The sequence below is a fragment of the Bifidobacterium sp. MSK.17.10 genome (assembly GCF_019129655.1).
GTDB classification, from domain to species: Bacteria; Actinomycetota; Actinomycetes; order Actinomycetales; family Bifidobacteriaceae; genus Bifidobacterium; species Bifidobacterium adolescentis.
Genome location: NZ_JAHOJD010000004.1, coordinates 50,246 through 65,816, shown reverse-complemented (window position 1 = coordinate 65,816; position 15,571 = coordinate 50,246). Strand labels below are relative to the sequence as shown.

15 protein-coding genes, 1 tRNA gene and 1 riboswitch are annotated in these 15,571 nt (G+C 61.2%); of the genes, 2 read left to right on the top strand and 14 right to left on the bottom strand.

Annotation, left to right across the window (positions count from 1 at the left end):
• Window positions 1-107: 107 nt before the first annotated feature.
• The 10 genes from leuS to KSX58_RS04215 all read right to left on the bottom strand — a co-directional run bounded on the left by leuS (window position 108) and on the right by KSX58_RS04215 (window position 10,850).
• Window positions 108-3,080, bottom strand: coding sequence for a leucine--tRNA ligase (leuS, locus tag KSX58_RS04260; RefSeq protein ID WP_217735743.1), 2,973 nt, complete (start codon window positions 3,078-3,080; stop codon window positions 108-110).
• Window positions 3,081-3,152: 72 nt separating this feature from the next.
• The gene (locus tag KSX58_RS04255; RefSeq protein ID WP_217735744.1) at window positions 3,153-4,037 is read right to left on the bottom strand and encodes a transporter substrate-binding domain-containing protein; all 885 of its coding nucleotides are present in this window, start codon (window positions 4,035-4,037) and stop codon (window positions 3,153-3,155) included.
• Window positions 4,038-4,042: 5 nt separating this feature from the next.
• Window positions 4,043-4,993 carry a magnesium transporter CorA family protein gene (locus KSX58_RS04250; RefSeq protein WP_003807032.1) on the bottom strand — a complete coding sequence of 317 codons (951 nt, stop codon included), beginning with the start codon at window positions 4,991-4,993 and terminating at the stop codon, window positions 4,043-4,045.
• A 212-nt stretch (window positions 4,994-5,205) separates the two neighbouring features.
• On the bottom strand, window positions 5,206-6,042 hold the full coding sequence (locus tag KSX58_RS04245) for a histidine phosphatase family protein (protein ID WP_217735745.1): 837 nt from the start codon (window positions 6,040-6,042) through the stop codon (window positions 5,206-5,208).
• Between the two features lie 106 nt (window positions 6,043-6,148).
• Window positions 6,149-6,221, bottom strand: a tRNA-Ala gene (locus tag KSX58_RS04240).
• A 109-nt stretch (window positions 6,222-6,330) separates the two neighbouring features.
• A complete protein-coding gene (locus tag KSX58_RS04235; RefSeq protein WP_215662491.1) occupies window positions 6,331-7,407 on the bottom strand; it encodes a hypothetical protein in 1,077 nt (358 codons plus the stop codon).
• Between the two features lie 107 nt (window positions 7,408-7,514).
• Window positions 7,515-8,246, bottom strand: a complete 732-nt coding sequence (locus KSX58_RS04230; RefSeq protein ID WP_003807037.1) for a histidine phosphatase family protein — start codon at window positions 8,244-8,246, stop codon at window positions 7,515-7,517.
• 137 nt (window positions 8,247-8,383) lie between these two features.
• Window positions 8,384-8,791 carry a ribosome silencing factor gene (gene rsfS / locus KSX58_RS04225; RefSeq protein WP_107646620.1) on the bottom strand — a complete coding sequence of 136 codons (408 nt, stop codon included), beginning with the start codon at window positions 8,789-8,791 and terminating at the stop codon, window positions 8,384-8,386.
• Window positions 8,792-8,793: 2 nt separating this feature from the next.
• A complete protein-coding gene (gene glmU / locus KSX58_RS04220; protein ID WP_217735746.1) occupies window positions 8,794-10,176 on the bottom strand; it encodes a bifunctional UDP-N-acetylglucosamine diphosphorylase/glucosamine-1-phosphate N-acetyltransferase GlmU in 1,383 nt (460 codons plus the stop codon).
• A gap of 134 nt (window positions 10,177-10,310) precedes the next feature.
• Window positions 10,311-10,850, bottom strand: coding sequence for a DNA-deoxyinosine glycosylase (locus tag KSX58_RS04215; RefSeq protein WP_217735747.1), 540 nt, complete (start codon window positions 10,848-10,850; stop codon window positions 10,311-10,313).
• Between the two features lie 130 nt (window positions 10,851-10,980).
• Here KSX58_RS04215 and KSX58_RS04210 point away from each other — a divergent pair, with 130 nt between their 5' ends.
• Window positions 10,981-11,988, top strand: a complete 1,008-nt coding sequence (locus tag KSX58_RS04210; RefSeq protein WP_034984259.1) for an aldo/keto reductase — start codon at window positions 10,981-10,983, stop codon at window positions 11,986-11,988.
• 133 nt (window positions 11,989-12,121) lie between these two features.
• On the opposite strand, the gene KSX58_RS04205 is transcribed toward KSX58_RS04210, so the two are convergent.
• The 3 genes from KSX58_RS04205 to KSX58_RS10590 form a co-directional block, all read right to left on the bottom strand.
• On the bottom strand, window positions 12,122-12,823 hold the full coding sequence (locus KSX58_RS04205; protein WP_085381901.1) for a TenA family protein: 702 nt from the start codon (window positions 12,821-12,823) through the stop codon (window positions 12,122-12,124).
• Window positions 12,824-12,902: 79 nt separating this feature from the next.
• Window positions 12,903-13,517 (bottom strand): ECF transporter S component, encoded by a 615-nt coding sequence (locus tag KSX58_RS04200; RefSeq protein ID WP_038444506.1) that lies wholly within the window; start codon window positions 13,515-13,517, stop codon window positions 12,903-12,905.
• A 31-nt stretch (window positions 13,518-13,548) separates the two neighbouring features.
• A riboswitch (TPP riboswitch) is annotated at window positions 13,549-13,652 on the bottom strand.
• Window positions 13,623-13,982: a DUF4839 domain-containing protein gene (locus tag KSX58_RS10590; RefSeq protein ID WP_160298770.1), complete on the bottom strand. Its 360-nt coding sequence runs from the start codon at window positions 13,980-13,982 to the stop codon at window positions 13,623-13,625. Its footprint overlaps the riboswitch before it by 30 nt.
• Between KSX58_RS10590 and KSX58_RS04190 the strand changes: the two genes are divergently transcribed.
• A complete protein-coding gene (locus KSX58_RS04190; RefSeq protein WP_085379614.1) occupies window positions 13,981-14,292 on the top strand; it encodes a hypothetical protein in 312 nt (103 codons plus the stop codon). The two genes, KSX58_RS10590 and KSX58_RS04190, sit on opposite strands and share 2 nt — an antisense overlap.
• Before the next feature lie 161 nt (window positions 14,293-14,453).
• On the opposite strand, the gene KSX58_RS04185 is transcribed toward KSX58_RS04190, so the two are convergent.
• Window positions 14,454-15,509: an acyltransferase gene (locus KSX58_RS04185; RefSeq protein WP_195524764.1), complete on the bottom strand. Its 1,056-nt coding sequence runs from the start codon at window positions 15,507-15,509 to the stop codon at window positions 14,454-14,456.
• Between the last annotated feature and the right edge of the window lie 62 nt (window positions 15,510-15,571).

Genomic DNA, 15,571 nt, shown 5'->3' with positions numbered 1-15,571 from the left:
CCGAAACGGCTCCTGTGGTCGGAGAACGCGGGTTATCCACATTCCTGGCGTGTCGCCATGGTGCGGAAGAACCCGCGTCCTCTTATGCGGGCCGTCTCGTCAGAAGATCATTCCGCGGGAACGATGGAGACGATCTTCGGAGCCTTGACGATGACCTTGCGTGGCTCCTTGCCGCCCAGTCGGTCGGCGACGGCTTCGAGCGCCATCTTCTCCAGCTCCTTCGGATCGATGTCCGGGGAGACCTCGAGCTTGGCGCGCACCTTGCCCTTGATCTGCACGACCGCGGTGACGGAATCCTGTCCGACGTAACGTTCGTCGGCCTTCGGCCAGTCGGCGTGCGCCAGGGATTCGGTGTGGCCGAGCTTGCTCCACAGTTCCTCGCAGATGTGCGGGGCGATCGGAGAGAGCATCAGGATCAGCGGTTCGACGGCGGCGCGCGGCACGGCGTCGAGGCTGGTCAGATGGTTGTTGAGCACGATGAGCTTGGCGATGGCCGTGTTCGGACGCATGGCCTCCATCTCGACGGTCACGTCGGCGATCGTGTTGTTGAGCAGCTTCAGCGTCTTCGTGTCAAGCTCGCCGTCGGTGACGCGCACCTCGCCGGTGGTCTCGTCGATGACGTTACGCCACAGGCGCTGCAGGAAACGCATGGAGCCGACCACGTTGCGGGTGTTCCATGGACGGGATTCGGCCAGCGGGCCCATGCCCATCTCGTACAGGCGGAAGGTGTCCGCGCCGTAGTTCTCATACATGTCGTCAGGCGTGATGATGTTCTTCAGGCTCTTGCCCATCTTGCCGAACTCGCGGTTGGCATGCTGGCCGTTCCATGTGAACGTCGGCTCGCCGTTGGCGTCGGCGGGACCTTCCACCACTTCGGCGGCCGGCACGTACTGGCCGCGGTCGTCGGTGTAGGCGTATGCCTGGATCATGCCCTGGTTGAACAGCTTGTGGAACGGTTCCATGGAGTCGACGTAGCCGAGGTCGAACAGCACCTTGTGCCAGAAGCGGGAGTACAGCAGGTGCAGCACGGCGTGTTCGACGCCGCCGATGTACAGGTCCACGCCGCCGGACTTGCCGGCGGTCTTGTTGTGGTCCGGACCCATCCAGTAGTCGAACTCGTCCTTCTCCACCATGTGCTTGGTGTCGGTCGGGTCGAGGTAACGCATGTAGTACCAGCAGGAGCCGGCCCAATTCGGCATGGTGTTGGTGTCGCGGTAGTAGGTCTTCTTGCCGTCGCCCAAGTCGAGCTCGACCTTGACCCAGTCCTCGTTGCGGCTCAGCGGAGCCTCCGGGTTGGATTCGGCGTCCTCCGGGTCGAAGGTCTTCGGGCTGTAGTCCGGCACGTCCGGCAGGTTGATCGGCAGCTGCTCGTCGGGAAGCAGGTGCGGGGCGCCGTCCTCGCCGTAGACGATCGGGAACGGCTCGCCCCAGTAGCGCTGACGGCTGAACAGCCAGTCGCGCAGACGGTAGCTGACGGTGCCCTTGCCGACGCCGGCGGATTCGAGCCAGGCGTTGACCTTGTCGATGGCCTCGTCCACGCGCAGGCCGTCGAGGCTCAAGGAATCGCCCTTGGCCTTGGTCGCGTCGATGGAGGAGTTGATGACGATGCCGTCATGGGAGACGAACGGCGCCTTGCCTTCATAGTTGGCGAGGTCATCGCCGGATTCCGGCAGCGGCTTGACAGTGTAGATGACCGGCAGGCCGAACTTGACGGCGAAATCGTAATCGCGCTGGTCGCCGCCCGGCACTGCCATGATCGCGCCGGTGCCGTAGTCCATGAGCACGTAGTCGGCGGTGAACAGCGGCAGCTTAGCGCCGGTGATCGGGTTGATGGCGTACAGGCCGGTGAACAGGCCGGTCTTCTCGCCCGCCTCGTCCACGCGGTCCTTGGCGGTCTTGGCTTCGGCGGCCAGACGGTACGCCTTCACGGCCTCGACCGGGGTGGCGTAGCCGCCCTCCCAATCCTCGGGGGTTTCCGCCGGCCATTCGGCAGGCACGTTCTCAAGCAGGTGGTGTTCCGGGGAGACGACTGCGAAGGTGGTGCCGAAGAGGGTGTCGGGACGGGTGGTGTAGATCTCCATGTCCTTGACGCCGTTCGGGGTCTCGACGTCGAAATGCACGGAAGCGCCGTGGGATTCGCCGATCCAGTTGCGCTGCATGAGCTTGACCTTCTCAGGCCAGTCGATGGTGTCGAGGTCTTCGATCAGACGGTGGCCGTATGCGGTGATGCGCATGGACCACTGGCGCAGTTCGCGCTGGAACACCGGGAAGTTGCCGCGTTCGGACTTGCCTTCGGCGGTGACCTCCTCGTTGGCGAGCACGGTGCCCAGGCCCGGGCACCAGTTGACCGGGGACTTGGAGATGTAGGCCAGACGGAAGTCGTTGAGCACGTCGGCCTGCTCGGCTTCGCTCAGGTCGGCCCAGGCCTTGCCTTCGAAGCCCGGGATGGCGCGCTTGCCGGATTCGAACTGTTCGACGAGCGTGCTGATCGGGCGGGCACAGCCCTTGGAGCCGGACGGGTTGGTGGCGTCCTTGTCGTACCAGGCGTCGTAGATGCGGGAGAAGATCCACTGGGTCCAACGCACGTAGCCGGGGTCGATGGTGGCGAAGGAACGACGGTTGTCGAAGCTCAGGCCCATGCGGTGCAGCTGGCGGCGCATGTTGGCGATGTTCTGTTCGGTGGTGATGCGCGGATGCTGGCCGGTCTGCACGGCGTACTGCTCGGCCGGCAGGCCGAAGGCGTCGTAGCCCATGGCGTGCAGCACGTTCTCGCCCTTCATGCGGTGGTAGCGGCTGACCACGTCGGTGGCGAGGTAGCCCAGCGGGTGGCCGACGTGCAGGCCCTTGCCGGACGGGTACGGGAACATGTCCATCGCGAAGTAGGACGGGCGGCCTTCTGCGTTATGGCCCTTGCCGTCCTTCAGGTCGCCATTGACGTTGGCGGCCCAGAAGGTGCCTTCGTCATCCCAGATCTTCTGCCATTTCTCTTCGATGCCCTGCGCCAGCTTCGCGTTGTAGCGGAACGACGGTTCGACGGATTCGTTCGGTTGCGCCTGCGCGCTTTTCTCAGTGTCACTCATAATGCATGAAATTAGCCGCGCAACTGGACACTTCGCAAGGAATCAACCACTATTCAGGCACGTGCGCCGCCGTTATTTTTCCGATGCCGCGGACGTGCCGGAGGACGGGGCCTTGGCCGTTGCCTTCGGCGGATTCATGGACGCGTCGGGCGTGTATCCGATCGACTTGCCCATGTCGGCCGCGGCCTTCTGCCACGAGCCGTCCTTGACCATGGCGCGCAATGCGGCGTCGATTTGCCCGACCAGCTCGTCCTGTCCTGATTTGACGGCGATGCCGTAGGACCAGGTGGCGTCGGGAACGTCGACGATCTTCAGATGGTCGCCTGTGTTGTTCGACGCCAGTCCGGCCGCGATCGCGTCGTCGGCGGCGACGGCGTCGGCCTCGCCGATCATCAGCGCCGTCATGCATTGCGGATACGTGTCGCGTTCCGCCACCGTCGTGCGGATGTTTTTCGTGCGGTTGCGGATGTTGTCGTCCGCCGCGCTTCCAGCGACCGCGCATACGGTTTTATCGGACAGGCTGTCGGTCCCGGTGATTTCGGATGCGCTGTCGGAGCGGATGAGCAGCGCCTCCCGGACCGTCAGATATGGTCCGGCGACGTCGGCCTCACCATCGTGGGTCCCGTCCATGGAGAAGGAATCCACGACCATGTCCACCGTGCCGTCGGTGAGCGCGGAGGCTCGCATGGCCGGGGACAGCTGTTTGAACACGATCTGCTTTTCCGCGTATCCGAGGGTTTTCGCCACGTATTTGGCCACGTCGATGTCGAAGCCGGAGTATTCGCCTCCATGCAGGTATCCGAGCCCCGGCTGGTCGGCGGCCACTCCTATCGCGATCGTCGGCCCCTGCGCCGCGCCTTCGGTCACCACGGAAACCGATGTGCCGCACGCGCCGGCGCCGGCCGCAAGTAATGCCGCGCATGCCGCCGCGGCCACGTATCGCGCTTTTCCCATCATGGACGTCACTTGAACATGCGCGACCGGGTGAGGAACCAGGTGACGATCGCCGAAAGGACCAGTGAGATGCCGATGATCACCGCGAAGCCCCATGGCTTGTCCGTGAGGGGCATGCCGAGCATGCCTTCCTGGAAGTTCATGCCGTACATGGAGAAGATCAGGGTCGGAATCGACAGGGTGATGGAGATGATGGTGAAGATGCGCATCACGTTGTTCAGGTTGTTCGACACGATCGATGCGAACGCGTCGGTCATGTTGGCGAGAACGCCGCTGTAGATGTTGGCCATCTCGATTGCCTGCTTGTTTTCCGTGATGACGTCGTCGAGCAGGTCCTCGTCCTCCGGATACTGCTTGAGCCGCGGCAGCGTGGTCAGCTTCTCCATGACGATTTCGTTCGATTTGAGGGATGTGGTGAAGTAGACCAATGTCTTGCTCAGTTCCAGCAGCATGAGGATCTCTCGGTTTTGCATGGAGTGGCGCAGCTTCAGTTCGAGCTTGTCGCTTTCGCGGTCGATGATGCGCAGGTAACGCAGGTACATGGTGGCGTTGCGGTACAGGATCTGCAGGATGAACCGGGTCTTCATGTATGTGTTGAAGCCGCGGATGGTGCCTTCCATGAACGGGTGCAGCACGGGCGTGTCCTGCATGCAGACGGTGATGATGGCGGACTGGGTGATGATGATCGACAACGGGATGGTCTCGTACCAGTCGCGGCCGCCGCGTTCCTCCACGGTAGGAATGTCCACGATGATCATCGTGTAGTCGTCCTCGACGTCGACGCGCGAGCGTTCCTCGTCATCCAGAGGGGCGCGCAGGTCGGCCAGGTCGATGCCGGTTTCCATGGACACGTTGGCGAGCTCCACGTCGGTGGGCGCCGAGAGACATAACCAGGAGCCGTTCTCCGGTTTTTGGATTTGCTCCACCTGGCCGTTAATCGTTCTGAACATTCTCAACATGTCTCTCACCCGCCTTTCGCGCTTTCCAACGTTCTATCGCTGTACGGAAGCCCGATCCGCATGCGGAACGATCGCCGGATTCCCGGCTCGCCGCATGGTCGGGCAAACAACCTCATTAAGGATAGTCCCACCGTGAGAATTTGCCGTACGGACGGCGGTGATTTCATCAAGAGTTCACTTTGGATGATGTTTCGGCGCCGTGTATTGGATGCTTATTGGATGATCGGCTTCCACAGCGGCATGCCGGGCGCGCGCAACGATTCGGGACCGTTCTCCCAGTCGGCGAATGATGCGATGGCGGGGCCTTGGTTGAATTCCTCAAGCTTCCAAGTGGGACGGTCCGCGTTCCTGGGGTCGGTGTGCGGGGTCATGCGCGTCCAGAAGGCGTTGCGCATCGCGCCGACGTTGTTGAGATCGTCGGGGTCCATGTCGAGCAGCACCGCCACGGTGGCCACGATCCATGAGCCGTGGCCGACGAAAAGCAATGTGGTAGGCATTGTCTCGTCATGGTGTTTGGCGACGATGTCGCGCACGGCTTCCGCGCCGCGTCGGCCCGTATGGATGCGGCTTTCCACGCCATGCTTGGTTTCGCCTCCCGTGTGGGCGCGCCAGGAATGGTAGTCGTCGGCGTAATGCTCGCAGATCTCCTCGCGGGTCATGCCCTCCCATTCGCCGAAGCTGCGTTCGCGCAGACGCGGGTCGAGTTCCACGTCCAGCCCCATGAGGTCGGCGAAGGCGTGCGCGGTCTGCTGCGCGCGGAACAGATCCGATGAGACGACGAGCATGCGGCGGGCCGCGGCGGGCGCGTTGTTGATTTCGTCGACGTCGGCCAGATGGGCGTTGCCGTATGCGGGTTGCGCGAGCTGGTCGTTATGTTCGGCGAGATGCGCGACTTTCGCCCAATAGTAGGTTTTGGCGAGTTCGTACGCGCTTTGGTCCGCCTGCCACCGTCCGACGATGTCGAGGGGAATGTCGATTTGTCCTTGCAGCCGTCTGGCGAGATTGTATGCGGTGCGTCCGTGGCGCAGGAACAGTACTTCGTCGATCATGGTTCTCGCTTTCTTGGTTTTCGCATCCGATCAGCGGATTGCCCGGAAGCCGACGGGAAACGGTAAAGAAAAAGGCTTCCGAATCTCTCCGGAAGCCTTCCAATCGTGGAGCTAAGGGGATTCGAACCCCTGACCCTCTCCATGCCATGGAGATGCGCTACCAGCTGCGCCATAGCCCCAATGTCTGCTCTGCAAACCTTGTATAAGATACAACACAGAGCAGAATCATGCAATTCGCGGCGTGTCGGGCACGTGGTCGAGGAAAGCCCCAGACACATGCCTCATAGGCTATTTCGAAGTGTCCGTCCCATTGCCTGACGTGCCGGATGACGTGCCATTGGGATTCGAACCGTTCGGCGTCGGATTCTGGTTCGTGGATGCCGAACCATTCGGCGTGGTGGTCGTCCCCGCGCCCGACTGTCCCGAATTGTTGGTGCCTGACGTCGATCCGTCGGATGGCGTAGTGGAGTCCGTGGACGAATCCGTCTTGTTCGAATCGTCTCCGGTGTCGGTGGACGAGTCCGAGCCGTCGGTGGACGTCCCGGTGCCGCCGGTTGTGGAATCCGTCTTCTTCCCGGTGTCCTTGCCGTTGTTCCTGTCGGAGTTCGTGGTGGAATCCTTATCGGTGTCCGTCGTGCCGGACTGGTTCTGCATATTGTCCTGCGTGCCGTTGTTTCCGCTGCCGTAGGTGGAATCGCCGGCATTGTCATCCGACGGCGTCTGCTTGCTGTTGACCATGTCACGCACCACGGTATCGGTTCCATGTCCGCCCGTGAACGCGAGGATCAGTCCGGCGCTCACGGCCACGCCGATAAGCGCGCTGACGATCGCGATGACGATCGGCGCACGCTTGCCATGCAGCCAAGCGTCAAACGACGCCCGGCGTCCAGCATGCTGGATACTTCCGCCGGCATTGTCCGGAAGCATGTTCGATTCGCGTCCTCCGGCCTGCGCGGAGGAGATGACACGGCCTGACGTTGCGGGCATCGCCGTGGTCGTATCCCCGTCCACGGATGTCATGACCGTGGTCTCATCGGATTCCTCCGCGGACAGCGTCTTGGTCTGCTCGCCCTCGGATTCGGCGGGAGCGATCACCGTGGTGGCGTCATCGCCGCTCTTGCCGGCACCGTCCGTACCGTCCTTGTCGTTGGTCACGAACGGTACGGCGTTTTGCAGCTTCTCCCCCGACGCCTTGAGCACGTTCTTGTACACCTGCGTCGCAACGGCCGAGACGATGGAACCGGCGGCGACGCCAATCACCGATCCCGCGATGCCGATTTTTGCGGACAGCAGGAACGAGGTCACCGCGGCAAGCGCGCCCGCGAAAATCGATGAAAACGATATGCCCTTGAAAAAATTCTTCACAGAGCATGACGGTAGCCGATTACGCTTTGAAAAAACTTGCGATTCTGTGAAAAGCTTGGAAAAAACTTGGGAACGGGACGCGCGTCATCCCCCGTTTTCGTCGGCGGCTATAGCTGCGGATGCTCCCACTGCTCGGTGTCGGCGATCGCCGGACCATGGTTGTAGTCGACCAGACGCCACCGCAGCGCGCCCTGTAGTTCCAACGGCGCCAGCCGCACCCAATGCGCGTTGCGCATCGACAGAATGTCGGCGAAATCGCCATGCACTTCGCTCAATCCCAGCAGCGTCTGCAACGTCTGCGAGATCCAGGCGCCATGCGAGAACACGTACAGGTCGGTATCGGAGCCGGCCTTCGACGCCCAATCGTTCAACGCCTCGACGCCACGCCTGCCGACGTTCTGCTTCGGTTCTGCGCCATATTTGAGCTCGCCGCCGCGGAACTGGGCCCATGACAGATAATCCTCGGGGAACCGTTTGGCGAGCTCTTCGACGGCGATGCCTTCCCAATCGCCGAAGCTGCGTTCGCGCACGCGGACGTCGGGATGCACGTCGAGTCCGAGCGGGTCGGCGAACGCGTGGGCGGTGGCGGCCGCGCGTTTGAGATCGGAGCAGACGACCAGCTGGCATGCCGCTTCGGGATGACGGTCCACGTACAGTTCACGCAATGCGGACGCGGTCTGGCGTACCTGCCACATGCCCACTTCGTCGAGCGGAATGTCGATCTGTCCCTGCAGCCTGTGCTGCGCGTTGTATGCGGTGCGTCCGTGACGCACCAGTGTGATGGAACGCACGTGTGGCGTCATGGTCTCATCATGGTCGAGTTCGACGTTTCTGGGCATGCCTCTCACCTATCTGCCGGTTGTCTTTCCGATTTATTGCCTGTCTGCCGTCGTATTCGGATTGCTGGGACGGCGCATACCAAAACGTGCCTTCCGCATGATTTTCGGGAAGGCACGTTTCGATGATGGATGAAAAATCACGCTTCGCTGGAAGCCGTCGGCTTCTGCTCGTCCTCGGCGTGTTCGAGCTGCAGGTCGATGCTCGGGCAGTCCTTCCACAACCGTTCGAGACGGTAGTATTCGCGGGATTCCTGGTGCATGACGTGGATGACGAAATCACCGTAGTCGAGCAGCACCCACTGGCCTTCGGTCAGGCCTTCGCGGGAGCGCGGCTGGCGTTTGCCGGCCTTGAGGTACAGGTCCTTCTCGATTTCCTCGGCGACGGCGAGCACCTGGCGTTCGTTCGAGGCGCTGGCGATGAGCATCGCGTCGGTGATGGCCAATGGTTCGGTAACGTCGAACGCCACGATGTCGGTGGCCTTCATGCGGTCGGCCGCGGCTGCGGCGATGCGGATGGCGTCGATGGAATCTTGCAATGCAGGCATGTTCAGCGCTCCCATTCGGGCTTCCAGCCCTCTACTATGTGTTGCGTGTTTTCGGAATAGACCATGGAGTCGGACGGGACGTCGTGGCGGACCACGGAGCCGGCTCCGGTGGTGACGCCGTCGCCGACGGTGACGGGGGCGACGAACAGGTTGCCCGCGCCGACGTGCACGTTCGATCCGATGGTGGTGTGGTGCTTGTGCACGCCGTCATAGTTGGCGGTGATGGTGCCGCCGCCGATGTTGGTGTGCTCGCCCAGGTCGGCGTCGCCGACATAGCTCAGGTGCGGCACCTTCGTGCCGTTGCCGATGTGCGCCTTCTTCATTTCCACGAACGCGCCGGCCTTGCTTCCCTCGCCGAGCTCGTTGCCCGGACGCAGATACGTCCACGGGCCGATGTTGGCGGCGCGGCCGATGTGCGTCTCCTGCACGCGGGAGCGTTCCACATGCGCTTCGGCGTCGATGGTGGCGCCGATCAGCGTGGTGTACGGGCCGACTTCGGCGGCTTCGCCGATCACCGTATGGCCTTGGAGGAAGCAGCCGGGCAGGATCACCGCGTCGCGTGCGATCTGCACGTCGTCCTCGATCCACGTGGTGTCCGGGTCGAGGATGGTGACGCCTTCGCGCATCCAATGCTCGCACACGCGCTTGTTGTGCGCCTTGGCGAGCGCGGCGAGCTGCACGCGGTCGTTGACGCCTTCCACGCTTAGCGGGTCGGGGGCGGCGAAAGCGCCGACGGCTCCGTTGGCTTTGGCGGCTTCGAGCGCGTCGGTCAGGTAGAATTCGCCCTGCGCGTTGTTGGATTTGAGGTTGGCGATGGCTTCGGCGAGCAGTTTGGCGTCGAACACGTATACGGAGGTGTTCACTTCGCGTACGGCGAGTTCGCTGCTGTTGGCGTCCTTTTGTTCGACGATGCGCAGCACGTTGCCTTCGCTGTCGCGGATGATGCGGCCGTAGCCGGTCGGATCGTCGAGGATGGTGGTGAGCACGGTCGCGCCGTTGCCGCTTTTCTCGTGGAAGGCGAGCAGCTGGTCGAGCGTGTCGGTGTTGAGCAGCGGCATGTCGGATGCGGCGATCAGCACGGCGCCGTCCAGATCGTCCTTCTGCGTGAGCTGCGCCATCGCGCATTGCACGGCGCGGCCGGTTCCGGGGATGTCGTCCTGTTCGACGATGGTGACGTGCTCGTTGTAGGAGCGTGCGGCTTCGGCGACGCGTTCGGCCTGGTAGTGGACCACCACGGCGAGCGTATCGGGGTCAAGGGCCGCCACGGAGTCCATGACACGGTTCAGGAACGTTTTGCCGGCCAAGGTGTGCAGCACCTTCGGTTTGTTGGAACGCATGCGGGTGCCTTCGCCCGCGGCAAGGATGATTGCGGCGCTCAGTGCCATCTTTCGCCTTCCGTTTTGCTGGTTTTCGCGGGAAACGTCCATTCCAGACGGATTAGTGGAGGACGCTTCGGATTTCAACGCAACCGTGATTGTATAAATAGGGTTCGGACAATGCCGCAGCCGTCGGAAACGCCTTACGACGCCTGCGAAACGGAGCGTGCGACGCATCCGTACGCTTCGACGAGTCCGGGCAGGTCGGCTTTGGCGTTCGCCGGACTGGTGGATGGCAGCTGCGTCATCGGCATGCCGTCCAATCCATGCGCCCGAAGCAGCGGAACGCAGAGCTTACGGTACAGTTGCGCGGCTTTCGCGCCAGTGGTGAAGACATGGGCGATTTTCGATCGCATGATTATCGGGGAAAGATCATTGGGCACCGCATTACGGATACTGGCATCGCTCGCTCCATCGATGTCGTACGACTCAATCACATCCCATAACGCCATATGGTGACGCAAAGCGAAATCCCTACGCAACCCCACAATCTGGTCCGGGTCCCGGCACTCGCGCAGACAACCATCATCATGGAAAACAGCCGCCATGACCGGCCAGAAACGATTGCGCGGATGACCATAATAAAACCGCATCTCACGCGACTTCGGACTTGGCACGGAACCCAACACCAACACGCGCGATCCGGCATCCCAAACCGGACCGAATCCATGTTCCACACGCATGGGCCACTCTCCTACCACCGCATCGAATACCGCGATGCGCCTTATTGTATTGCGCAATGTTGCGGCACGACAAACGGACGTGTATGTTGATTGCGGATACGACATGAGCAGCATATTCAAAGGAGAAAACATGCTCGAACCGACCACCGTCTATACGCCATCGCCAAACCGATACGACAGCATGACCTACAACCATGCCGGCGAAAGCGGCCTCAAACTGCCGGCCATATCCCTCGGCTTCTGGCACAACTTCGGCGACACCACCCCATACGACACCATGCGCCGCATCGTGTTCACCGCATTCGACAACGGCATCACCCACTTCGACCTGGCCAACAACTACGGCCCCGAACCCGGATCGGCCGAAAAAAACTGCGGACGACTCCTGCACGAATACTTCCACCACCACCGCGACGAACTCATCATCAGCACCAAAGCCGGCTACGAAATGTGGACCGGCCCCTACGGCGACCTCGGCAGCCGCAAATACCTGCTCGCCTCACTCGACCAAAGCCTCAAACGCCTCAACCTCGACTACGTGGACATCTTCTACCACCACCACATGGATCCATCCACACCACTCGAAGAGACCATGGGCGCGCTCGCCACGGCCGTGAACAGCGGCAAGGCGCTGTATGTGGGCCTGTCCAATTATGATGGCCCCACACTCGAGAAGGCCACCGCCATTTTGGATGAGATGCATGTGCCGTTCATCATCAACCAGAACCGTTACAACATCTTCGACCGCACCGTGGAACGCAATGGGCTCAAGGAGACCGCGCACCGTCTTGGCAAAGGCCTTATCACTTTCTCCCCGCTCGCCCAGGGACTGTTGACCAACCGGTATCTGAACGGCGTTCCGGCGGACAGCAGAATCGCACATGACGGACGATTCCTGCAGCAGAGCGCGTTGACGCCGGAACGGCTTCAGCAGATTCGCGACCTGAACGATCTGGCCGCCGAGCGTGGACAGACGCTCGCCGAAATGTCACTGGCTTGGCTGCTGCACGACGGCATGGTGGCTTCGGTGCTGGTCGGAGCGTCCCGTCCACAGCAGCTGATCGACAATATCGGTGCGCTTAGGAACACTTCGTTCAGCGACGAGGAGCTCCGCCGCATCGACGGGATCTCGCTGTAGACGGGCCGCCCTCGCGCGGCAGCCGCGCACGAGGAAATCGGGCTCCGGACGGAACCGCAACAAATGAGCCTGGCGTGTACGACATCGATCGTACGCGCCAGGCTCATGGCTTATGCGGTCGTGGATCGCAGGCTCACTCCTGCGGGTAGGAGTCGTCGAAGAAGCGGCGCTCCAGATGCACGATGGTGCGGAACACTTCGGCTTCCGGACCATCGATGGAGCAGTATTCGTTGACCAGGGAGATGAGGTCGCCGACCCACTTGCGGAAGTGCGCGCCTTCATGCAGGTCGACCCAGCCCTTGTGCACCGGCACCTGCTGGATGACGTCGGCATCGACGGTGCGCTTGGCCCATGCGAGGTACAGCCATTCCATGCAGCAGATCGCGGTGATCAGTTCCGGCCAGCTCTTGTCGGACAGGCTGTCGAGGTATGCGCCGTACTCCTTGTTGGCCGGGGTCGGTTCGGTCGCGTCGTATTCCTCCTGGCCGACGTGATAGGCCTCGAGGAAGTGCTCGAAGTAGGTGGCCTCGTTGTCGGCGAACCACTGCGATTGCGCCGCGAGCATGTCCTTGGTCTCCTGACGTGGAGCGAGTTTGATGAGACGTGCCATCATGCCGTTGTTATAGAACTTGAAGTCCTGAATCAGATACGCCTTGAGGATGGATTCCGGCAAGGTGTCGTCAAGCAGCTCGCTGACGAAACGCGAGTTGATGGCGTCGTACCAGTCCTCGGTGTTGAGCATGTACATGAGGTCGGCGACGGAGCCGGCTTCCGCGCCCAGCCAAGCGTAGTCTCCGCTGGCGGGTTTCGTTGCTTCTGGAACGTGGTTGGTCATGATTTTCTCTTTTCTTGGATACGCCGGCGGACGGCCGGCATGTTTTCTATGTTTGTTGTTGGATTGTGAGTTGCGTGGTTCAGGCCACGACGTCGGCCTTGCCGGATTCGAAGCGGTCGAGCACGCCGGTTTTGGCGAGCGCCTTTTGTACGAACCACATGAGCGCTCCGCCGAATACGGCTCCGGAGATGACGCAGCAGACGGTGAACACGACGCCTTGCAGTGTCGACCAGCCGGCGGTGACGACCCATTCGTACAGGCCATTGGATAGGCCGGTCAACGCGCCGGCCAGGGTCACGGTGAGCAGGTTCCACTTGCGGTATACGAAGACCGCGAAGCCGATTTCGGCGCCGAGTCCTTGGGCCATGCCGATCAGCAGTGCGTGCGCCACGCCGAATGGATTGCCCAGCAGCGTTTCGATGACCGCGGCGATGGTTTCGCCGAAGAAGGCCGCGCCGGGCTTGCGGATGATGATGGCCACGAGCGGGCCGGCGAACAGCCACATGAAATGGAAGAGTCCGCCCAGTCCCGGGGTGAGGCTGTCGAACAGGGCGGTCGGGACGGCGTAGATGAAGTCCCAGGCCCAGAAGATCACGCCGGATGCGACGGCAACGATCGCGGCCACGACGATGTCGACCACACGCCATTTGACGTTGGGTTTGCGAACTGCGGAAGACTGGTTTTCTTCAGTCATAAAGGTATGTGCCTTTCTCTTATGCAAAGGCACGGGAAGTAGAGAGACGTCCGTGCGCCGGCATTATCCGGTATACGTTCATACGGTTGAAGCGGTCGCTTCCTCTCAGCCATAATGGCCCCCGTGTCCGCAAGCGATATTACATGGTTCGGCGCGTTTCCAGGCTGGTATTCCACATGTCGGCCAAAAGTCTCGTGAAATGGAAAAATGGGTTCCGTGTTTTTCCGAAAGTCCTGAGCCTTCGGAAAAACACGGAACCCATCGATATGCGGGAAAGCCGCTGTCGGGATTGTATTTGTCCACTGTTGCTTTGATGTGGACGTTCTGTCCTTCGCGCACGAAGGCGGGAATGCCGACCGAACCGTCGTGGAAATCGCTCCAGACGATTCCTTCGAATCTGAAACTAAGGGAATCATAATTCAATTGACATGCCACGAATACCGTCTGCGTCGGATCAGAGTCCATGCCTGTTGCGGCGTCCATCGTTCTCGGCTATGCGGGCGTCGGCGAGGCAAGCATCGAACTTATCCTCAAGACGGTCGAAGAGATTCTGATAGCTGTTGATACTCATAAACATGTAGGATGTCCTGTTCCGTTTGATGATGACGGGCGCACGGTCGCTTTGGGCAGCACCGCGGCGGTGCGTCCGTTGCTGAGCTCGCTGAGTGAACTACGTACCAACTCCATCTCCCTGATGGTATTTGACGGGCCACGACAGGACACCGGGCAGGTACGCGCTTCCGTGGATGCCATGTTCCAAAGTGATGGCGACTGACTTGCCGTGGCCGGACATGTTTCCGCGGATCAGTTTCCGAATGCACGCCTTGCCGCGGAACATGCCGAACATGTCCTCGCAGGAAGCGTATACCGGTCGCTCAATCGCCATTCATGCAAACCGGCGATTCCGCCTAAAGCACCATGCGCAAGCGGAATACATCAGGCTTCCCTTTTCGCCTTTCCCAGCCTCCTTGACAGTCTGGTAGCAGGCCGTTCCACGGCAAGATAGAACGCCTCCGCCACCAGAAGGCACAATGCAAACAAAACCATCGGGCGCAATAGACCCTGTACGGGAATGTACGGCACAATCCAGTCGCGGACGGGAAGATGGGTCAGATACAGGCTGAATGAAATGCGCCCCAGCCAACGGACAGGTGGCGTGGAAAGCAGGTCGGATACCACGTTGCAGGTAAGTGCGAACACCACCAATATCAGGCATCCGCACACGGCCAAAGGTTGGGCGACAATACCAGGCAGCAAACCGAAACCGCTTTGGCAAACCAAGACGATGCCACACAGGGCGAGCGGTACGGCAACGACGTCGCGCATCGTCTCGCGCCCGTTGTCCGTAAGCCGTTTCGCCAACGCGACGCCAAGCGCGAACATGGCCATGTGACGCAACGGCGGCCACTGCGTCCACTCCGACAACAGCACGCATACGAGCGCAATGGGTGCCACGAATCGCATGTCGGTGGCGATGATGACGTATACGGGCAGGGCGAGGCTGAAAAGCAATTCCCAGCACATGCTCCATGATGGCAGGTCGACCATTGCCAATGTGGAACCGTCCACTCTGGTGCCGGCGGTGGTCATTGAAAGCATGTCGAGTTGGGTGAGCAGATTGTGTAGCCAGACTGATGGCGAGGATGTGCTGAACGCGTTTGCGTATTCTTCCGCTTTCCACCCCATGTGCATGGCGATTGTGGAGACGATACAGCAGATCCCGATTGCCGTGCAGGTGGGGATGGCGAGTCTGGCGATGCGACGCAGCTGGTAGCGAGGCCAGTTGTATGTGTCGATTCCGACGCGTAGCGGAACGATGGAAAGTACAAGTCCGCTGAGAATGAAGAATAGGGTGACGAATTGGGCGCCTGGCAATAGTTGGCGGAGGGTGCCTCCCGTGTAATGGTATGCGACCACTGCCAGGGCCGCGAGTCCTCTGAGCCCGTCCAAAGCGTATATGCGTGTGTCGGAGTCCTTCTCTTTTTCGTTCACGGGTGTACCCTATCACGTGCGCTGGCTGTCATACATCCGCCTACGTGCGTTTGGCGTGCGTT